This window comes from Haematobacter massiliensis (assembly GCF_000740795.1).
In the GTDB taxonomy this organism is placed as follows: domain Bacteria; phylum Pseudomonadota; class Alphaproteobacteria; order Rhodobacterales; family Rhodobacteraceae; genus Haematobacter; species Haematobacter massiliensis.
Map to the genome: position 1 here is coordinate 93,089 of NZ_JGYG01000009.1, position 20,203 is coordinate 113,291.

19 protein-coding genes are annotated in these 20,203 nt (G+C 62.3%); 6 read left to right on the plus strand and 13 right to left on the minus strand.

Features of this window, described 5'->3' with window-relative positions:
- Positions 1-38 precede the first annotated feature (38 nt).
- The 6 genes from CN97_RS13540 to CN97_RS13565 all read right to left on the minus strand — a co-directional run bounded on the left by CN97_RS13540 (position 39) and on the right by CN97_RS13565 (position 9,222).
- A complete protein-coding gene (locus CN97_RS13540; RefSeq protein ID WP_035712434.1) occupies positions 39-1,013 on the minus strand; it encodes a tripartite tricarboxylate transporter substrate-binding protein in 975 nt (324 codons plus the stop codon).
- A gap of 80 nt (positions 1,014-1,093) precedes the next feature.
- Positions 1,094-2,467 carry a sigma-54-dependent transcriptional regulator gene (locus tag CN97_RS13545; RefSeq protein ID WP_051911249.1) on the minus strand — a complete coding sequence of 458 codons (1,374 nt, stop codon included), beginning with the start codon at positions 2,465-2,467 and terminating at the stop codon, positions 1,094-1,096.
- Positions 2,464-4,275: a sensor histidine kinase gene (locus tag CN97_RS13550; protein WP_051911250.1), complete on the minus strand. Its 1,812-nt coding sequence runs from the start codon at positions 4,273-4,275 to the stop codon at positions 2,464-2,466. The genes CN97_RS13545 and CN97_RS13550 overlap by 4 nt, the downstream gene beginning before the upstream one ends.
- A gap of 85 nt (positions 4,276-4,360) precedes the next feature.
- A complete protein-coding gene (locus tag CN97_RS13555) occupies positions 4,361-7,465 on the minus strand; it encodes an efflux RND transporter permease subunit (RefSeq protein WP_035712436.1) in 3,105 nt (1,034 codons plus the stop codon).
- A 9-nt stretch (positions 7,466-7,474) separates the two neighbouring features.
- Positions 7,475-8,626 carry an efflux RND transporter periplasmic adaptor subunit gene (locus CN97_RS13560; RefSeq protein WP_035712437.1) on the minus strand — a complete coding sequence of 384 codons (1,152 nt, stop codon included), beginning with the start codon at positions 8,624-8,626 and terminating at the stop codon, positions 7,475-7,477.
- Positions 8,623-9,222 (minus strand): TetR/AcrR family transcriptional regulator, encoded by a 600-nt coding sequence (locus CN97_RS13565; RefSeq protein ID WP_051911251.1) that lies wholly within the window; start codon positions 9,220-9,222, stop codon positions 8,623-8,625. Before CN97_RS13565 ends, CN97_RS13560 begins: the two co-directional genes overlap by 4 nt.
- A gap of 171 nt (positions 9,223-9,393) precedes the next feature.
- Between CN97_RS13565 and CN97_RS13570 the strand changes: the two genes are divergently transcribed.
- Positions 9,394-9,984, plus strand: coding sequence for a cupin domain-containing protein (locus CN97_RS13570; RefSeq protein WP_035712438.1), 591 nt, complete (start codon positions 9,394-9,396; stop codon positions 9,982-9,984).
- A 618-nt stretch (positions 9,985-10,602) separates the two neighbouring features.
- On the opposite strand, the gene CN97_RS13575 is transcribed toward CN97_RS13570, so the two are convergent.
- The 3 genes from CN97_RS13575 to CN97_RS13585 are packed head-to-tail and all read right to left on the minus strand — an operon-like array spanning position 10,603 to position 12,753.
- Complete coding sequence (locus CN97_RS13575) at positions 10,603-11,205, minus strand: Smr/MutS family protein (protein WP_035712439.1); 603 nt, start codon at positions 11,203-11,205, stop codon at positions 10,603-10,605.
- 1 nt (position 11,206) lies between these two features.
- Complete coding sequence (mltA, locus tag CN97_RS13580; protein WP_084684174.1) at positions 11,207-12,094, minus strand: murein transglycosylase A; 888 nt, start codon at positions 12,092-12,094, stop codon at positions 11,207-11,209.
- Positions 12,091-12,753, minus strand: coding sequence for a Tim44/TimA family putative adaptor protein (locus tag CN97_RS13585; RefSeq protein ID WP_035712442.1), 663 nt, complete (start codon positions 12,751-12,753; stop codon positions 12,091-12,093). The genes mltA and CN97_RS13585 overlap by 4 nt, the downstream gene beginning before the upstream one ends.
- Before the next feature lie 142 nt (positions 12,754-12,895).
- Here CN97_RS13585 and CN97_RS13590 point away from each other — a divergent pair, with 142 nt between their 5' ends.
- Together CN97_RS13590 and secB are read left to right on the plus strand one after the other, a co-directional pair.
- The gene (locus CN97_RS13590) at positions 12,896-13,387 is read left to right on the plus strand and encodes an FxsA family protein (protein WP_035712444.1); all 492 of its coding nucleotides are present in this window, start codon (positions 12,896-12,898) and stop codon (positions 13,385-13,387) included.
- Between the two features lie 54 nt (positions 13,388-13,441).
- Positions 13,442-13,936, plus strand: a complete 495-nt coding sequence (gene secB / locus CN97_RS13595) for a protein-export chaperone SecB (RefSeq protein WP_035712446.1) — start codon at positions 13,442-13,444, stop codon at positions 13,934-13,936.
- 2 nt (positions 13,937-13,938) lie between these two features.
- Here secB and dnaQ read toward each other — a convergent pair whose 3' ends face one another.
- The 4 genes from dnaQ to CN97_RS13615 are packed head-to-tail and all read right to left on the minus strand — an operon-like array spanning position 13,939 to position 16,649.
- The gene (gene dnaQ, locus CN97_RS13600; RefSeq protein WP_035712450.1) at positions 13,939-14,628 is read right to left on the minus strand and encodes a DNA polymerase III subunit epsilon; all 690 of its coding nucleotides are present in this window, start codon (positions 14,626-14,628) and stop codon (positions 13,939-13,941) included.
- A complete protein-coding gene (gene coaE / locus CN97_RS13605) occupies positions 14,621-15,226 on the minus strand; it encodes a dephospho-CoA kinase (protein WP_035712455.1) in 606 nt (201 codons plus the stop codon). Before coaE ends, dnaQ begins: the two co-directional genes overlap by 8 nt.
- Positions 15,223-16,059 carry a shikimate dehydrogenase gene (locus CN97_RS13610; protein ID WP_035712457.1) on the minus strand — a complete coding sequence of 279 codons (837 nt, stop codon included), beginning with the start codon at positions 16,057-16,059 and terminating at the stop codon, positions 15,223-15,225. The genes coaE and CN97_RS13610 overlap by 4 nt, the downstream gene beginning before the upstream one ends.
- Positions 16,056-16,649: a Maf family protein gene (locus CN97_RS13615; protein ID WP_035712674.1), complete on the minus strand. Its 594-nt coding sequence runs from the start codon at positions 16,647-16,649 to the stop codon at positions 16,056-16,058. Before CN97_RS13615 ends, CN97_RS13610 begins: the two co-directional genes overlap by 4 nt.
- A 406-nt stretch (positions 16,650-17,055) precedes the next feature.
- Here CN97_RS13615 and hemJ point away from each other — a divergent pair, with 406 nt between their 5' ends.
- The 3 genes from hemJ (at position 17,056) to mnmE (ending at position 20,203) form a co-directional block, all read left to right on the plus strand.
- Complete coding sequence (hemJ, locus tag CN97_RS13620; protein WP_035712459.1) at positions 17,056-17,505, plus strand: protoporphyrinogen oxidase HemJ; 450 nt, start codon at positions 17,056-17,058, stop codon at positions 17,503-17,505.
- Positions 17,506-17,626: 121 nt separating this feature from the next.
- Complete coding sequence (gene rho, locus CN97_RS13625; RefSeq protein WP_035712460.1) at positions 17,627-18,898, plus strand: transcription termination factor Rho; 1,272 nt, start codon at positions 17,627-17,629, stop codon at positions 18,896-18,898.
- A 24-nt stretch (positions 18,899-18,922) separates the two neighbouring features.
- Positions 18,923-20,203, plus strand: coding sequence for a tRNA uridine-5-carboxymethylaminomethyl(34) synthesis GTPase MnmE (gene mnmE, locus CN97_RS13630; RefSeq protein WP_035712462.1), 1,281 nt, complete (start codon positions 18,923-18,925; stop codon positions 20,201-20,203).

The following is a 20,203-nucleotide window of genomic DNA, read 5'->3' on the forward strand; positions in this document are numbered from 1 at the left end:
CCCGATAGGCTCGGGCGCGGGAGATCGACCACCGAGGGTCAGTCGGCATAGACGCCTGCAGCCTCGATCACCGGCTTCCAGCGGGCGATCTCCGTCTCCAGTTTCTGCTTCAGCGCCGCCGGGGTCGCTTCCTCGGCAGAGGAGGGTGTCGTGCCCAGTTCCCCGAAACGGGCGATCACGTTCGGATCGACCAGCGCCTTCTGCAGCGAGGCGGAGAGGCGCTCGTTGACCTCAGCGGGCGTGCCCTTCGGCGAATAGATGCCGTGCCAGATGCCCACGGTGAAATCCTCAAGGCCCGCCTCGGACGCAGTGGGCAGATCCGGGAAGATCGCCAGCCGCTCAGGCGAGGTCACGGCATAGGCCTTGATCGTGCCGCCCTTGATCTGCTGAGTGGTATTGGTGGTCTGGTCGCACATCAGATCCACCTGTCCGCCCAACAGATCCGTCATCGCCGGGCCCGTCCCCTTGTAGGGCACCGTCACCAGCGGGGTGTCGATGGCCGACATGAACATCATTCCGCAAAGATGCGAAGCCGCGCCGATGCCGGCATTGGCGAGCGTCACCTCATCGGCATGTTCCTTGACATAGGAGACCAGCCCCTTGAGGTCGGCGGCTTCCATGTCTTTTCTGGAAACGATGGTCATCGGCACTTCGGTGACGAGTCCCACATAGTCGAAGTCGCCCAGCGTGTCGTAGGCCAGCTTGCGATACAGCGTGGCCGAGGTCGCCATGCCAATATGGTGGAGCAGCAGCGTATAACCGTCGGCATCCGCCGTCGCGACACGGCCCGCGCCAAGCGTTCCCCCTGCGCCGCCCACGTTCTCGATAATCACCTGCTGACCCAGATCGCGGGACATGGACTCTGCCACCAGGCGCGCGACGGTATCGGTCGGGCCGCCCGCCGAGAACGGTACGATCATCGTGATCTGCCGCGTGGGATAGTCCTGCGCCATTGCCGTGCTGGCAAGCATCGCAAATCCGGCAGCCACGCCGCCGATGAGTTTCCTCGTCATATTATCCTCCCTCAGGGGCACTGATTGGCCGCACCCTCCGGGAAAGGATGGCATTTCCAGAACGACAGGTCACCAAAATGTTAGAGGCGTACCGAAAATTCGTGGTCTGTTTCTGTGACTTCCGCCGTTTCCGACAGAAGCCTCCTGTCCAGGCCGTATTTCTGCATCTTCTCATAAAGCGTTTTGCGTGAAATTCCGAGCGCTTCGTAGACGGGTTTCAGACGGCCGCCGTGGGCGCTGATTGCGCCGGAGATCAAGCTCCGCTCGAACTCTGCAACCCGATCCGACAGCCGCGAGCCTTCGCCCGCCGTCACCTCCACACCGTCGATGCCAAGTACGAAACGTTCAGCAGCGTTGCGCAATTCGCGCATATTTCCCGGCCAGTCACGGGTGGAAAGCGTCGCCAGCAGGCCGGCAGGAGCCTCCCGCTCCGCGACACCATGCCGCGCCGCCGCCTCGCGACAGAGATGGAGAAAGAGCAGCGGTATATCCTCCCGATGCTCCGCCAACGAGGGCAGCCGGATCGTCGCGACGTTCAGTCGGTAATAGAGATCCTCCCGGAAGCGGCCCGCGGCCACCTCCTCCGCCAGATCGACTTTGCTGGTGGCCATGAAGCGCACATCGAGCGGGATGGCATCGTGGGAGCCCAGCCGGGTGATGACCCGGGCCTCCAGCACCCGCAACAGCTTGGCCTGAAGATCAAAGGGCATGGACCCGATCTCATCCAGCAGGATCGTCCCGCTGCGGGCATGTTCGAACTTGCCGTAGCGCGATCGCATCGCTCCCGGAAAAGCGCCGACCTCATGTCCGAACAGCTCACTCTCGATCAGCGTCACGGGCAAAGCGGCGCAATCAATGGCAATAAAGGGCCGCTGCGCGCGGGAGGACAGATCGTGCATCGCCCGCGCGACGACTTCCTTTCCCGCCCCCGTCGGCCCGATGATGAGCGCATCGGCATCAGAGGCGCCAATGGCGCGCAGCCGGTAGCGCAGGTCCAGCATCACCTGAGAGCGGCCCGGCACGCGCGTTTCAATGTCGTCCCGCTTGCCGGCCGCTGCACGCAGCCGCCGGTTCTCCAGCACCAGCCCGCGATGGTCGAGGGCGCGGCGCAGCACCGCCACCAGCGCCTGCATGGTGAAGGGCTTCTCGATGAAGTCGTAGGCGCCCCGCCGCATGGCTTCCACGGCGAGTTGGACCTCCGCATGACCGGTGATGAGGATCACCGGGATTTCCGCGTCGATCTCCCGCACCCGATCCAGCAGGGTCATGCCATCCATGCCGGGCATGCGGATGTCGCTGGCGATGACACCGTTGAATCCGGGGGCAGCAAGGGCCAGAACCTCCTCAGCGGAGGAAAATGCCTCCACCCGGAAACCCGCGAGATCCAGTCCTTCGGCCGTGGAATGACGCATTTCCGCATCATCATCGGCCAGCAATATCCGTACAGCGCTCACGCCGCCGCTCCCCGTCGCTCCGCCACGTTCAGAATGACCACGAATTCCGCGCCGTGGCCGGTGTTGGTCACCCGAAGCTCCCCGCCAAAATCCTTGATGATGTTATAGGAGATGGAAAGCCCCAGCCCAAGACCCGCCCCGACCCGCTTGGTCGTGAAGAAAGGATCGAAGATCCGGTCGATGATCGCCGCGGGCACACCGGGCCCATGATCGCGCACCCGGATGACCGCGAGCCCCTCCTCCAGTCGCGCGGTCAGATGAATGCGGCGGTCCTGCGACTCTGCAGCCGCATCGGCGGCATTGCCGATGAGGTTGACCAGTACCTGCTGAAGGCGCGTCGCCCCGGCGCGGAGCGGAGGAAGGTCGGGCGCAATCTCCACATCCAGCGCCGCGCCTGCCGCTTCCAGCCGGGGGGCGACGATGGCGCGGGTTTCATCCATGAGGGAGGCAAGATCGACCGGGCCGAGCTTTTCCTCCGGGTTGCGCGCAACGTTGCGCAGATGCTGACTGATGGAGGTCATCCGATCCACAAGCGCGTGGATACGGCCCACATTGTCGCGCGCCCGGGGAATATCCTGCCTGTCGATCAGGGTCATCGCATTATCGGCATAGTTGCGCGCCGCAGCCAGGGGCTGGTTGAGTTCGTGCGACAGGGCTGCGGCCATCTGGCCAAGCGCGGCGAGCTTCCCCGCCTGAACAAGGCTCGCCTGCGTGCGCCGAAGTTCGCTCTCCGTCTCGCGGCGCTCCGCGATCTCCGCCTCGAGCCGAAGGTTCGCGGCATTGAGCGCGGATGTCCGGCGGGCGACGCGCTGTTCCAGATGTGCGCGGGCGCGTTCCTGCAGGGCCAGCCGTTCCCGTTGACCAGCACTGCGCTGCCAGATGACCACGGTCGCGGAAAGCAGCAGACAGAGCAGAAGCCCTGTCGCCAGCGCCGCCAGCGCCGCCTGTGCCCGCGCTGTGGCGGTGTCGAGCAGGACATGAACCTGCCAGCCGGCCTCGGTGGAGACCTGCGCCACGGCGGTATAGTCTTCGCCCCGCCGCCCGGCTTCGCGCAAGGTCTCCACACCTGCCAGCGAATGCCGTGTGAGCGGGAGGGGAAACAGTCGTTCCTCCGCATAGCGGCGCGAGGCTTCCTCCCGCGCGATCCGGTCCGGCGTCAGCGGCATCAGTCCGCCATAGAGCCATTCCGCCACGGAGGACATGAACACGACCCCCTCCGGGTCGGTGACGAAGATTCGGTATTCGCTGCCGGACCAGCTCTCCTCCAGCATGTCGAGGCCGATCTTCACCGTCACCACGCCGAGAATATCACCATCCCGGCGAATGGGGGCGGAGAAGTAATACCCCCGTAGGCCCGAGGTTGTGCCGATGCCGTAAAAGCGTGCGAACCGCCCCAGGATCGCATCCTGAAAATAGGGCCGGTAGCTGAAATTCTGTCCCACGAAACTGTCGGGCCGGTCATGATTGCTCGCGGCCAGCGTCACGCCGTCACTGCCTATGACATAGATGTCGGAGGCCTGAAGCGCGGCATTCCGCTCCGCAAGCATCCGGTTGATCTCCGCGACGCGGACGGGGTTCGCGGGATCGGCCGCCAGCGCTCGTACCTGATCCAGAGCGGCAAGCAGTTCCGGGGCCACCTCGTAGCGCGCGAGATAGCCGGTCATCGCCCCGGTGGTCAGGCGTAGCGCGGTCTCCGCCCGCAGCCGGTCCGCTTCCAGATAATGTCGAAGGGCGACCCGCCCCGCCTGCCAGACCGACAGCAGGATGAGGAGCAGACAGGTTCCGGCGATGAGGATGCGGCGCGACATGGACGGCTCCCGGAAACGAAAGGGGCGCCCGGTTCCCCCGGGCGCCCTATGGAGTATGGGGCCGGCCGCGCTGCCGGCCAAGCACTCAGACCGTGGCGGGCACCTTCTTGCGCCGCTCGAAGAGCGCCATGACCACCACGAAGAACACCGGCACGAAGAACACGGCCAGCACGGTCGCCGCGACCATGCCCCCGATCACCGCCGTACCGATGGCGTTCTGGCTGGCGGCCGAAGGCCCGGTGGCGATGGCGAGCGGAACCACGCCCAGCGTGAAGGCAAGCGAAGTCATCAGGATCGGCCGGAAGCGCAGCTTCGCCGCCTCCACCGCCGCCTCCAGCGCGGTCTTGCCTTCCTCCCGCAGCGCCTTCGCGAATTCCACGATGAGAATCGCGTTCTTGGCCGAGAGACCGATGATCGCGATGAGACCCACCTTGAAATACACGTCGTTCGGCATGTCCCGCAACATGACCGCGATGACGCAGCCGATAACCCCCAATGGCACGACCAGCATCACCGAGATCGGGATCGACCAGCTTTCGTAAAGCGCGGCAAGCAGCAGGAACACGAACAGGATCGACATGCCGAACAGAAGGGTGGAGGCGTTGCCCGAGGAGATCTCCTCCAGCGATTGCCCCGTCCATTCGTAGCCGAACCCTTCCGGAAGCTCGGCCGCCAGCCGCTCCATCTCCGCGATGGCGGCGCCGGAGGAGTGGCCGGGCGCGGCCTGGCCGGCGATGCGGATGGAGGGATAGGCGTTGTAGCCCACCACCTGCGCCGGACCCCGCTCCCAATGCAGCGTCGCAAAGGAGGAGAAGGGCACCATGCCGCCATGGCTGTTGCGCACCGTCAGGTTCAGAAGCCCCTCCGCCTGCATTCGGGCGGATTCGCCCGCCTGCACGACCACGCGCTGCATCCGACCGTTGTTCGGGAAGTCGTTGACATAGAGCGACCCCAGATACTGCGAGATGGTGGAGGAGATATCGGCGAAGGTCACACCGAAGGTATTCGCCTTCTCCCGGTCGATCGTCACCTGAACCTGCGCGGCATCCGGCAGGCCCTCCGTGCGCAACCCGGCAAGGATCGGACTCTCGCCCGCCATGCTCATCAGCTGGTTCGCCGCCGCCTGCAGCGCCTGCTGGCCGTGGCCCACCCGGTCCTGAAGCCGGAAGCTGAAGCCGGAGGAGGTACCAAAGCCCTGAATTGCTGGCGGCGACAGGGCAAAGGCGCGGGCATCCTGGACACCGAAGAGCTGCGCGTTGGCGGCGTTGGCGATCTCCTGTGCCGAGCGATCCCGTTCCGACCAGTCCTTGAAGGTGATGAACATCAGACCCGCGTTCGCCCCGGATCCTGAGAAGGAGAAGCCACGAAGGCTCACCACATTCTCCACCTCCGGCATCTCGGTGAAGATGCCCTCTGCCGTCTCCAGAACCGCGCTCGTGCGGTTGGCGGAGGCTGCGGGAGGAGCCTGCACGTCGGCGATGATGAAGCCCTGATCCTCATTCGGCAGGAAGGAGGTCGGCAGTTGCATGAAACCGTAGCCGACAGCCGCACAGAGGATCACATACACCAGCATCATCGGCCAGGGCCGGTTCACCACCCGCCGCACGCCGCCGGTATAGCCTTCGGTCGTCCGGTCGAAGCCCCGGTTGAACCAGCCAAAGAACCCCTTCTTGGCATGATGATCATGCGTAACGGGCTTCAGGAAGGTTGCGCAGAGCGCCGGAGTCAGGGTCAGGGCGAGAAAGGCGGAGAACAGGATCGACACGACCATCGTCAGGGCGAACTGGCGATAGATGATGCCTGTCGAACCGGGGAAGAAGGCCATCGGGATGAACACAGCCGACAGCACGAGCGTAATGCCGATGATGGCCCCGGTGATCTGGTGCATGGCCTTCTCGGTCGCCTCGCGGGGAGGCAGGCCCTCGGAGACCATTATTCGCTCCACGTTCTCGATCACGACGATCGCGTCGTCGACCAGAATCCCGATGGCCAGCACCATTGCGAACATGGTCAGCACGTTCACCGAAAAGCCTGTGGCCCACATCACCGCCAGCGTTCCCGAGAGCGCAATCGGCACGACGATGGTCGGAATGACGGTGTAGCGGATGTTCTGCAGGAACAGGAACATCACGAGGAACACCAGAATGACCGCCTCGATCAGCGTGTGGATCACCTTTTCGATGGACGCCTGAACGAAGGGAGACGTGTCATAGGGGATCGAGTATTCGATGCCGGCCGGGAAGAAGCCGGAAAGCTCCGCCATCTTGGCGTGGATGGCCTCTGACGTCGCCAGCGCATTGCCGGTGGTGGAAAGCTGAATACCCACGGCCGCCGAAGGCTGACCGTTCAGACGCGAAGCAAAGGTGTAGCTTTCGCCCCCCTCCTCCACCCGCGCGACATCGCGGAGCCGCACAGCGGAACCGTCGGGATTGGCGCGCAGGATGATCTCTCCGAACTCCTCGGGGGTGGAAAGCTGTCCCTTGACCAGAACAGTCGCGGTGAGTTGCTGGTTGATCGGGTTCGGCGCGGCGCCAACGGAGCCTGCCGCCACCTGCGCGTTCTGCGCCCGGATCGCGGCCACGACATCTGCGGAGGAGAGATTGAGACCGGTCATCTTGTCCGGGTCGAGCCAGACCCGCATGGCGCGCTGCGCGGCAAAGACCTGCGCTTCACCCACGCCGTTGATGCGCCGCAGCTCCCCTACGATGTTGCGGTTAATGTAATCGCCCAGTCCGACCACGTCATAGCTGTTGTCGGTGGAGGTCAGCGACACCATGAGAAGAAAGCCTGCGCCGGCCTCCCGCACGGTGATCCCCTGGTTCACGACCTGTGACGGAAGACGCGGCTGCACGCGGGCGACCGCGTTCTGCACATCGACCTGAGCGCTGCCCACATCCGTTTCCGGAGTAAAGGTGGCGGTGATCGCAACCCGGCCGGACGTATCCGAGGTGGACTCGAAATACATGATTCCGCTGATGCCGTTCAGCTCTTCCTCGATGGGGCGAGCGACGGACTGATAGATCTCCTCAGGCGAGGCGCCGGTATAGCTGGTGGAAATCTGGATCTGCGGTGGGGCAACCCGCGGATACTGCGAGATCGGAATGGAGGGCAGCGCCAACACGCCGGCGAGCACGATGAAGATCGCGATCACCCAGGCGAAGACGGGCCTCTTGATGAAGAAATGCGGCATCTGATGTCCTCAGTTCGCGCCGTTTTCGGCCTGCGACCACTGCTGCGGCACGACCTTGGCATCCGGGAAAAGCTTCTGGGAACCGACCGCCACGACGCGTTCGCCGACCTGCAAACCGCTATCCACGATCCAGCGATTGCCGACCGTCGGGCCAAGCTGAAGAGTGCGAAGCTCTACCGTATCGTCATCGCGGACAACGTAGACCTGCGCATTCCCTTGCGCATCGCGAAGAACGGCCATCTGCGGGATGGCGAGCGCATTGTCACGGATCGCCTGCTCGATACGGACGCGGACGTAAAGCCCGGGGAGAAGCTCTCCGTTGGGGTTCGGGAACTCGCCCCGCAGAAGCACTTGGCCGGTGGTCGTATCGACCGTCGCTTCGGAGAACAGCAGCTTTCCGGGGTGTTCGTATTGCGTCCCATCATCAAAGAACAGCGAGACTTGCGCCTCGTTCGGGGCGGTCGCGACCAGCTGACCCGCTGCCATTGCCTGCCGGAGCCGACGGAGATCGGAGGAGGACTGAGTGAAGTCGGCATAGACGGGGTCGAGCTGCTGGATCAGCGCCATGACTTCGCTCTGCGATGTGACAAGCGCGCCTTCCGTTACCAGGGCACGGCCGATTGTGCCCGCGATAGGTGCCCTGACCTGCGTATAGTCGAGATTGAGTTTCGCCTCCTGCAACGTCGCCTCCGCAGCGGCGACATCGGCGCGGGCCTGCGCCAGAACCGTTTCAGCAGTATCGAGATCGGCGCGGGCAGAAACGTTCCGCTCCCGGAGCTGCTGCTGACGGCGATATTCGATTTCGGCATTCATTTCGGTGGCTTCGGCGCGAGCGCGTTGCGCCTCGGCGGCGCGGACGCGCACCTCGAACTGGGCCGGGTCGATCTTGTAGAGGACATCGCCCTCCTTCACTATGCTCCCCTGCTCGAACACGCGCTCCACCACGATGCCGGAAACTCGCGGGCGCACTTCGGCAATGCGTGTGGCGGAGACGCGTCCCGGCAGTTCGTTGATCACGGGGAGCGCCTCCGGCGCCATGGTGATGACGCTGACGGAAGTCGGGGGCATCTGTCCTTGCTGTGCCGCTGCGGGGAGGGGCAGGCAGAGCATCGCGACGAGAGCAAATCCGCGCCAGGCGCGGTCGAGGGATGAACGGATCATTCGGTGCCTGTGTTTGCCGATGGGAGGAGGGAGGGGATCGAGAGAGAGGGAAGGCTGCGAAGGAGGGTCACGACCCTGTCCCGCAAGGCGGGATCGCATCCCGACACACCCTGAAACTCAAGCGATTTGAGCCCCCAGAGCGCGAGATAGGCGATGAGCGCGGGAGCCGGGTCTCCGGCGTCCTGCACGGCTTCGGAGATGATGGTCTGAATGTCATCTTCATGGGCGCTGCGCACGATGTTCCGACACCCGTGGCTCGCCACCATCGCCGCCGAAATGGCAAGCGCGATCTGGGAATCGTCTGCTCCCGCGCATGCCTGATACTTGTCGAGGATGCTGTTCAGCCGCGGGTTCGCCTCACCCGCGCGGGCGATCTCACGATCGCGGACCTCCTCCCGCCAGCCGTCGATCCGGCTTTCGGTATAGGCAAGGATCAGCCCTTCCTTCGACCCGAAATCATAAAGGACACCAGCCTTGCTGATGCCCATCTCCGCGGCGACGGCGCCAATGGTCAATCCCGCCGCGCCATCCCTGGCAACGACGGTTTCCACGGCACGAAGAATTTCCGCCCGGTCTATGGTCTGCTTGCGGCCCATAGGTTTCCAGATTTTTAAAAGACGACCGTTCGTAAATAAAACTTGGACGTGAAAGTCAACTGCTCTTTCCATCTTTCACCATCAGAGGGAACGCAGGCGCCAAGCGGCGGTTATTGGACGCCGGAGTGGTTTGGCCTAAGAGGCGGCAGGGGCAATAACAGGAGTTGCGACGTGAACGAGGAGAGACAGTTCGACATCGGGGCGCGGCTGCTGGCAATGCGTCGCGCAGCAGGGCTGTCGCAGCGTCAGTTGGCCGAGCGCGCGGGAGTGCCGCATGCGCAGATTTCCGTGATCGAGCAGAACCGCTCCAGCCCTTCCGTGTCCACTTTGCGCAAAGTGCTGAGCGGATTGAACCTCAGCATGGCGGATTTCTTTGAAGCGGAGCGGCAGGAGGCGGAAGGCCCCTTCTTCACGGATGCGGAGCTTGTGGATCTGACCTCCAAACTGCCTGTATCGGGCGGGGCCGCGTTCACGGGGCGGATGTCCCTGCGCCAGATCGGCAACGCGCAGCGGCACAACCTCCAGATTCTGCATGAGATCTATGAGCAGGGTGCCGATACCGGAAAGACAATGCTGGAGCATTTTTCAAACGAAGGCGGCTATGTGATCGAGGGGGCGATCGAACTCACTGTGGGGGAGGACGTGCGCGTTCTTCATGCCGGCGATTCCTACCTGTTCGACAGCCGCCTTCCCCACCGCTTCCGCAACGTCCATCCCGGCAGGACGGTCGTGATCTCTGCCTGCACCCCCCCATACTTGTGACCGGCAACAAAGAACTGCGCTCAGATTTTTAAGTGGTATTTCCATCGCCATATGCAGGTCAGCGGGACAGACGACATAACTCCTTTCCTTTGGGGGCACGGTTGACCGCAGCGCTGATCCCCGAGCATCGCAGGGATGCGCTCGGACGGCACGGCACGCTGCAATCCGATCGGAGCGCCCAGGCACCAGCTTCGAGGTTGCTGTCAGAGAAAATGGTCGCCGGCATCAGGGGATCATGGCCACAGCAGCGAAGGCGCAGTCATCCCAGCATCTCTTCCCCGTCGTACCTTATATCGTTCCTCTCGGGTTTTTCGGACGGCTGAACAGGGCCGCAGGCGGCAATCTTCCCTGCTCTCACCCGCCTGTGCGGCAGGTCGGATGTCGTTGCTTTTCCAATACAGGCGAATGGAGCCCGCATGGCATGGGTGGACGATCGCGATCGTTCCCTGCAGGAAGGCTTTGGCGGCGGAGCTTGTCCAATGCCCTTTCCCAATGAGGACCGCGGCGTCCGCAAGCTGTGCCGATCGGGAGCGACTTCTGCCTGCCCTGTCGATCCGCAACGAGTGCCACGGAGGCGGCAGTCTGATCCACGGAGATATGACGAAAGCCGCCCGGTGCCTAAGCCCGGTTGCGTCGCAGATAGACGTAATAGGCCCCTGCCCCGCCATGTCGAAGATGTGCCTGGGTCACCTGCAGAACCAGCCCGCCCAATGGCGGCAGGGCCAGCCACTGTGGCACTTGATGGCGAAGCGCGCCCATACGGACCGGAATCGGCCCCTCATCGCTCGGGTTTCGGCCCTTTCCCGTAATCACCAGCAACAGCCGACGCTGCCGACGCTGCCCCTCCACCACGAAGCGGATAAGCGCGCCATGCGCCTCTGACAGCGTCATGCCGTGCAGGTCGAGACGCCCTTCAGGTGCAAGCTTGCCGCGATTCATCTGCTCGAAGGTGCGCCGGTCCATCCTTACGCCACCTGCCGCCAACCGCTCGGGCAAGGAGCCAAGCAAGACATGCGGACGTCTGGCCTCCGCCCGCTCCCCGACCCGGAAGGCCTGAATATCTGCCGGAGGAAGCTCCTCGACACGAGGGACAACAGGCCGCAGGGGATGCTCCTCAGGCTCGGGCGGGGGGGCGCTCCGGTGCATCGGCAGGGCGGAGCGCGCTACGCTCTGCCAGAGTTTCGTCTCCTCCGGGGTAATAGTCCGCCCTTTGCGCGCCATTTCACCCCTCCCGAGGAAGAAGCAGGAAGGCCCGACCGGAGTGCCGTAGCCGCCCGGCACGCCGCCCCGCCTCGACACCCGAGCCAAAGAAGATGTCCCCCCGCGGCCCCTTGATCGCGCTACCGGTATCCTGAGCGACCATCAGGCGGGCCATCTCCTCCACCATCACCCAGACTGCCGCGCCGAGCGGCACGACGGTAGGATCGACCGCAAGGCTTCTACCGGCCGTCAGCGGCTGCTCCATCGCACCCAGCGGACCGGTCTCCGGGGGAAGGTTCAGCACGCGGAAGAAGACATAGGATGGGTTGGCATTCAGCAGGGCCGTCAGCCGGTCAGGATTCCGGCGCGCCCAATCGCGAATGGCCTCGGTCGACATCGCCTCAAGCGGGATCTCTCCCCTGAGCACGAGCTGGCGACCAATGGAAACATAGGGATGACCGTTGCGCCCACCGTAGCCGAGGCGCAGGACGCGGCCATCTTCCAACACCAACCGCCCCGACCCCTGCACCTGCAGCAGGAATGCCTCGAGCGGATCGTCCAGCCACGCGATCTCCTGCCCCCGAAGCATGTCGCCTGCGGTGATCTCCGCACGGCTGAACCACGGTCTGCTTTGGGGCAGACCTTCCGGCAGGCGGTAAACAGGATGGCGGAAGCGGGCATCAGGCTGACTGCGAGCGGGAAGTTCCGGCTCATAGTAGCCTGTGAACATCCAGTCTCCGGCAAGCTCCACGGCCTGGAACCCCTGTTCCCAGAAGGCGCGCGCGGGACCTGCTGCCACATCCGAAGTGACCAAAAAGGCGGCCTGGGCCGCCTGATGATCATCCTCATTCCATCCCGGCAGGGCGCCCGGTGACAATCCCGCCCCTGCCCCAGCCAGTCGCTCCGTCATTCCCCGGTCGCGACAAGCTGCCAGTTGGGGTCATTCGATCCCATGATCCGCGCGAAGGTCCAGACATCGCGCTGACGTCGAATCTCGTTCGGATTACCCTCGACGATCTGGCCGGCCGCATCGCGGACGACCGACGTCAACTCGCCGGTGAAGCGAACGGTGACCGCGCCCTCCCTGCTCGTCTGGTCAAAGGTCGCGTCCGCCAGCGAAAGCTCGCGAATGCCGACGAAAGTGGACTGAACCGTCAGCCCCTCGCGCTTACGGCTTTCGATCACATCCGCGAAAGTGGCGTAGACCTGCTCCGACACATAGGGTTTCACGGTCTCGATCTCACCGCGCTCAAAGGCCATGAGGATCATCTCATAGGCAGCACGGGCGCCATGAAGGAACTCGCCGACATTGAAGGAAGGGTCGGCCTTCTTCATGCTGGCAAGCGCGATGGCAGCAGGCGAGCCTTCAGGCACGTGATCGGTAATATCCTGATCGGGGCCACCGTCGATGACCTCGAAATTCCGGCGCGGCGTCGGGCGGGCCTCGTCGCCCACGGGAAGCGGCGGCTTTTCAAATCCTTCGCGGCTGCCCAGAACGCTCCGCAGTCTCAGGATCAGGAACACGGCGATCCCGGCGAGAACGATGAGTTGGATAACGGCGGAGCTCATTTATACCTCGGGGTGCGTCAAAAGAGGTCGGAACATGGCATTCGGTGGCTGTTCTACCTATGTAGGGGAGCAGGGGGCCTGAGTCCACCGCAGCGCCCCGGATCAAATGCCGCAACCCCATCTTAAAGGCCTCGAACCGGTTATGTATCTGCTCCTCGCCCTTGTCCTTCTTCCGTTGGTCGAGATCGCGCTGTTCATTCTTGTCGGCGGCTGGATCGGCGTCTGGCCCACGCTCGGCCTGATCGTTCTGTCGGCGCTTGCAGGCATGGCCATTGTCCGGCGGCAAGGCCAAGGGGCGCTCAACGATATGCGGCGGCGTTTGGAGACGCTGGGAGATCCGTCTGCGCCCATGGCGCATGGCGCAATGATCATGATGGCGGGCTTCCTGCTGATGCTTCCGGGATTCTTCACCGATGCCCTGGGTGTCCTGTTGCTCATTCCGCCGGTCAGGCGCTTCATTCTCAGAGAGGCGTCGCGTCGCATCCAGGTGCGCACCTATGGGATGCGCACGCCAGGGGATCCCCGCCGTCCGAATGAGCACAATCCCCGAGATGTCGTCATCGACGCCGAATTCGAAGAGATTCCCCCCGGCAAGAATCCCACGCATGGTAATTCCGGCTGGACGCGGCATTGAGGCAGGCTCCGCGACCTGATAGTCACAAACCCAAACGACCTTGAGGAGGTTCTGATGGCTGAAGTGGCGAATGGCGGGGCACCCGAGGCGCCGCAAGTCAGGATGCAGGTGCTCGCGCAATATACGCGCGATCTGTCGTTCGAGAATGTCGTGGCCCAGAAGGGCGCGCAGAACGGCGAGATGCAACCCGACATCCAGGTGCAGGTGAGCCTTGATGGCCGCAAGCGGGGTGCGACCAACCAGTACGAGGTGGTGACCAAGTTCAAGATCACCTCGCGCAACAAATCCAACAACGAACCGCTGTTCCTGCTGGAGCTTGATTACGCCGGGGTCTTCGCGATCGAGGGCGTGCCGGAAGATCAGATGCACCCGTTCCTGCTCATCGAATGCCCGCGCATGCTGTTCCCGTTCGTGCGCCGTATCGTCTCCGATGTGACACGGGACGGAGGATTCCCTCCGCTGTCACTCGACAATATCGACTTCCTTGCCCTCTACCGGCAGGAACTGGCACGGCGGGCGACGCAAACGCCGGCGATGACCCCGAACTGAAGTTACATCCAGCGGCGCCAGAGCGCGGCCTCGCCCATGCCCGCCACAAAGGCGGCATGGGCTTCCCTTTCTTCAGCGGTCAGTCGCGACGGAAGGGCTGCAGGACGCGGGCCGGGACGCCAGACGAGGATCTCGGTTTTCTGCCGGGATTCCTGAACGGCGCCGAGGGCGAAGTCAGGCTGGCGCCCGCCGATCAGCTCCAGATAGACCTCGGCAAGTATCTCGCTGTCGAGCAGGGCGCCGTGTTTTTCCCGGGCTGAATTGTCCACCCCGAACCGGCGACAAAGCGCGTCCAGCGAGGCGGGCGAACCCGGAAACCGCCGCCGTGCGATGGCCAGCGTATCCACCGCCTGTTCGAACGGTATCCTCGGCAGACCGAGCCACCCGAGTTCCGCGTTGAGAAACTTCATGTCAAAGGCGGCATTGTGAATCACAAGCCGCGCGTCACCCACAAAGTTCAGAAAGTCCTGCGCCACTTGCCCGAAAACCGGCTTGTCGCGGAGAAAGTCGTCGCCCAGCCCATGAACCTCGAAGGCATCCGGCGGCATGGAGCGTTCGGGATTGATGTAGACATGAAACGTTCGACCGGTGGGCATGTGATTGAACAGCTCAACCGCACCGATTTCGACGATACGGTCCCCCTGCTCCGGTTCAAAACCCGTGGTTTCTGTATCGAGAACGATCTCACGCATGTTGGCTTTTCCTGATCTGCTCGATCAGGGAAAGCACAGCATCACGGGCTTCTTCAAGAGTATTGGTTTCGATCACGTAATCCGCGCGACCACGTTTCTGTGCGTCCGGCATCTGTTTTTCGAGAATTGCGTCGAACTGAGCGGGCGTCATGGTGCCCCGCGCCAGCACCCGATGCCGTTGAGTGGCAGGATCGACCGTCACGACCGCAACCGCGTCCATCCAGATATCTTGGCCGGTCTCGAAAAGCAGGGGAATGTCCAGCACGACCATATCCGCGCCCTCTGCCTCCGCCTGCTCCATGAACCGCGCGCGATCAACCGCGACCAGCGGATGGATGACGGCTTCGATCTGGACCAGGGCATGCGGCTCTTCGGCGATCCACTCCTTCAGGCGATCCCGGTCCACTGCGCCATCCACCAGCGCTGCCGGGTGGAGCGACCGAATTGCCTCGGCCCCCTGCCCTCCAGCCGCATAGAGACGGTGCACCGCAGCGTCGGCATCCCAGACGGGAATCCCCGCTTCTGCAAAAAATGCGGCAGTGGTGGACTTTCCCATCCCGATGGAGCCCGTCAGGCCGAGAACGAAAGGCGTTGTCATGATGCCAGCACTGCCTCCCGCGTTTCCTCATCCACCTCGGGCCGCCGGCCGAACCAGCGCTCAAAGCCCGGAACGGCCTGATGAAGAAGCATGCCCAGTCCATCCACCACCGTACACCCCCGCGCCTCCGCTTCCAGCAGAAACCCTGTCCGAAGCGGCGTATAGACGATATCCGTCGCCAGCGCGCGGGGCGAGAGCGCATCCAGCGGCACCCGCAACTCCGGCTTTCCGACCATCCCCAGCGAACTCGTGTTGACCACGGTCAGGCAGTCCTCAAGCATCGCGCCCGCCTGCACCCAGTCGTGAACGACGATCCGTGTGCCGAAATCGTGCCTGAGCGCCTCTGCACGCGGCTTGGAGCGGTTGGAGAGCCGTATTTCCGGCACGCCAACCTCAATCAAGGAGGCAATGACGGCGCGGGCAGCCCCGCCGGCACCAAAGACCGCTGCCGGCCCGGCCTTCGGATCCCAAAGCGGCGCATTCTGACGGAGGTTGGCGATGAAGCCATAACCATCGGTATTATCCGCATGGATTTTACCATCGCGACGAAAGATCAACGTATTCGCGGCGCCGATCAGGGCTGCCCGATCTGTCACGAGATCCGCGAGCTTCAACGCGCTTTCCTTATGCGGGATCGTCACGTTCACGCCTACGAAGCCCGCCTTCGGAAGGCTGCGGATTACCTCGACGAGATCGGCCTGAGCGACATTCATGGGAATGTAGAAGCCCCGAATACCGTAGGTCTTGAGCCAGTGGCCGTGCAGAACCGGTGATTTGCTGTGCTCCACCGGTGATCCGATCACCCCTGCAAGGGGAATCCCTCCCTCCGTCATGACGGAATGACCTTTCGCGCCGCGAGATAGTTCAGAAGTTCGACAAGTGGCAGACCAAGCACAGAAAAGTAATCTCCCTCGATCCGCGAGAAGAGGCGGACACCCTCTTCCTCCAGCTTGTAGGCTCCGACTGCATGCCGGATGCTCTCCCAGTTCCGCGCGACATATCCGTCCAGCCAGTCATCAGAGAATGTCCGCATTGTCAGCCTGACCTCTCCGATCTGTCGCCAGACGGGCGCAGCGGCTTCATATACCACGGCTGCCGAAAGAAGCCGGTGCCGCCTTCCCCGAAGCTCCAGCAACTGTGCTTTCGCTGCATCACGCGTTTCTGGCTTGCCATAGATCCGCCCTTCGCATTCCAGCACCTGATCACATCCGATGACCAGCGCATCGGGCCGCTTCTCGGCTATCTTGCGCGCCTTGAACTCCGCCAAGGCGTCGGCGACGTCGCGCGGCTTCGCGCCTTCTGCCTCCAGTGCAGCCCGGATGGTCTCTTCGTCGATCCGCGCGGGAACCGTTTCAAAGGCCACGCCTGCGTTGCGCAGCAGTGTCGCGCGAATTTCCGAAACAGAGGCAAGGACAAGAGGCATCATCGTGTATTATCCTGTGGACAAACGCGTTATAGTTCTGTGGAAGGCATGCAGCTAAACCAAACCGGTCGAGGAAATCCAGATCCGTCGCCATGTGCCAGCCTGCTTTCCCACAATGGGACGGATCCGTCACGAGGCAGTGGACGACTCGCGGGATCCGTGCGATTCGCCGGGGCTTGCCGCAACTATCCACAAAAAAATCACAAGTCATCCCTTTGATCTTGTGGTTTGATTTATGGTTATCCACAATCGTGTTCCGGGATCCGTGACTCTTATCGACAGATCCGTCGTCCTGTGGAACGGATCCGGGGCAATCTCCCGGATTCAGTTATCCCGAGGCCCTACATCATCTTCATCTTTTCTTTATTCTCTTATTTAAGAGTAGAAGTATGAGAGCGAGGTTCCGATGGGCGAGCTGCTGGCCACTCTTTATCCGTGGACACTGTCGTTTCACGTCATCAGCGTGATCGCCTGGATGGCCGGGCTGTTCTATCTGCCCCGGCTCTATGTCTATCATACCGAGAGCGTTCAGCGGGGCAGCGAGACGGATCTGCTATTCCAGACAATGGAACGGCGCCTGCTGCGAGCCATCATCAACCCGGCAATGATCGCGGCGTGGCTGTTCGGCCTCTGCCTCGTGATGACGCCAGGGATCGTGAGCTGGTCAATGGGCTGGCCCTGGGTGAAGGCGGCGGCTGTGCTGGCCATGAGTGCCTTTCACGGCTGGCTGGCAGCGCGTCGGAAGGATTTCGTGCAGGGCACCAACAGCGTCAGCGGGCGCAGCTATCGCATCATGAACGAGGTGCCGACGCTGCTGATGATCATCATCGTCATTTCGGTCATCGTGAAATACTGAAAACGTTGACTCGACCGCGACGGATCTCTATATGCCGGCTTGCGTGGCCGTCCGGTCTTTCGCGTTTTCCGCAGACAGTTTTGTCAAACGTGCCGTCCGGCGCCTTCGAGAACCTATTCCCATGACCCAAGAACGCCTTAGCCTCGCCGATCTCAAGGCAAAGAGCCCCGCTGACCTCCTTTCCATGGCGGAAGAGTGGGAGATCGAGAACGCCTCTTCCATGCGGAAGGGGGAGATGATGTTCCAGATCCTCAAGGAACATGCCGAGGAAGGCTGGGAGATCGGGGGAGACGGCGTTCTGGAGGTGCTTCAGGACGGCTTCGGATTCCTGCGCTCGCCGGAAGCGAATTACCTCTCCGGGCCGGATGACATCTATGTTTCGCCCGAAATGATCCGCCAGTATTCCCTCCGCACGGGCGATACGGTCGAGGGTGTGATTCAGGCTCCCCGCGAGAACGAACGTTACTTCGGCTTGGTTGCCGTCAACCGGATCAACTTCGACGACCCGGAGAAAGCGCGCCACAAGGTGCATTTCGACAACCTGACGCCCCTTTATCCCGACGAGCGCTTGAAGATGGAGATCGAGGATCCGACCATCCGTGACCGTTCGGCGCGGATCATCGATCTTGTCGCGCCGATCGGGAAGGGGCAGCGGAGCCTCATCGTGGCCCCTCCGCGTACCGGCAAGACCGTTCTGCTTCAGAACATCGCCCATTCGATTGAGCGTAATCACCCCGAATGCTATCTGATCGTCCTGCTGATCGATGAGCGGCCGGAAGAAGTCACCGACATGCAGCGGAGTGTGCGGGGGGAAGTCATCTCATCGACCTTTGACGAGCCTGCGACGCGTCACGTGGCCGTTGCTGAAATGGTCATCGAAAAGGCCAAGCGACTGGTCGAGCACAAGCGGGACGTCGTGATCCTGCTGGACTCGATCACACGCCTGGGCAGGGCCTTCAACACCGTGGTTCCCAGCTCTGGCAAGGTGCTGACGGGCGGTGTGGACGCCAACGCGCTCCAGCGGCCGAAGAGGTTCTTCGGTGCTGCAAGGAACATCGAGGAGGGCGGCTCGCTGACCATCATCGCGACCGCGCTCATCGATACGGGCAGCCGGATGGACGAAGTGATCTTCGAAGAATTCAAGGGGACGGGGAACTCCGAGATCGTGCTTGACCGGAAGGTCGCCGACAAGCGCGTATTCCCGGCGATGGACATCCTCAAATCCGGTACCCGTAAGGAAGATCTGCTGGTTGAAAAGTCGGACTTGCAGAAAACCTATGTTCTTCGCCGCATTCTGAATCCCATGGGCACAACGGACGCGATCGAATTCCTGATTTCGAAGCTGAAGCAAACCAAGTCGAATTCGGAATTCTTCGAGTCCATGAACGCGTGATTTTAAATTTAGAATCAATGAGTTATGGATACGATCTATGCCTTGGCGACGGCACGGGGACGTGCAGGTGTCGCGGTTATACGCGTCTCCGGCCCCCGGGCTTGGGATGCGTCGGCCGCGCTTGCGGGGGTTTTGCCTGAACCACGGCACAGCGCACTTCGGCGACTGACTTGGGAAGGCGATTTGATCGACGAAGCTCTTGTCCTGGTATTTGACGCAGGAAAGAGCTTTACCGGTGAGCGTGTTGTGGAATTCCACTTGCATGGCAGCATCGCCGTGGTTTCCGCAGTCCTATCCGCTTTAGGTCAGCAGACTGGACTGCGTCCCGCAGAGGCGGGCGAGTTCACAAGGCGTGCGCTTGAGAACGGCAGGCTGGATCTGTCCCAGGTCGAAGGGCTTGCGGATTTGATAGATGCTGAAACAGAAATACAAAGAAAACAAGCAGTTAAGATATTTTCCGGCGCCATATCGGCCAGAATGGAAGCATGGCGCTCTCAGCTCGTCCGAGCAGCAGCTCTGATCGAAGCAACAATAGACTTCGCGGATGAGGAAGTTCCGGTAGATGTAAGCCCGGAAGTCACACATCTACTCGATAAGGTCATATCCGATATCAGAGATGATCTCAAAGGCGCGTCAGCTTCCGAGCGAATTCGCGAAGGCTTCGAAGTTGCGATCGTGGGGGTGCCGAACGCCGGCAAATCCACACTGCTGAACGCGCTGGCGGGCCGAGAGGCAGCTATCACGTCCGAAGTCGCCGGTACCACTCGCGATGTTATTGAGGTCCGTATGGATCTCAGAGGGTTGCCCGTTACGCTTTTGGATACCGCAGGCCTGCGGGATACAAGCGATGTGGTCGAAACCATTGGTATTGCGCGTGCTCAGAGCCGCGCCAAGGCAGCAGACCTTCGCGTTTTTCTAACCGACGATGACGCTCTCCCTCCAGGTGTCGATCGGGCGGAGGACGATATTGTCGTCCGGGGGAAGGCAGATCTCCGGACCGGTACCGGTTGCGCCGTATCGGGTTTGACAGGGGAGGGTGTCGATCAACTTGTGGATCGAATTACTGCTCTCCTTGAGAAGAGGGCTGCTGGTGCTTCGCTTATGGTAAGAGAGAGACATCGTGAAGCGTTAAGAAGCGCGGAGCAATCCCTGGCCGCCGCCGTGGCCGAAGTGGACTATGGACAGGCAGAAATCGTGGCGGAACACATCCGCTTTGCAACGCTAAGACTTGAATCTCTGGTTGGACGTGTCGATGTTGAAGATCTCCTTGGGGAGATTTTTTCGAGTTTCTGCATCGGTAAGTAG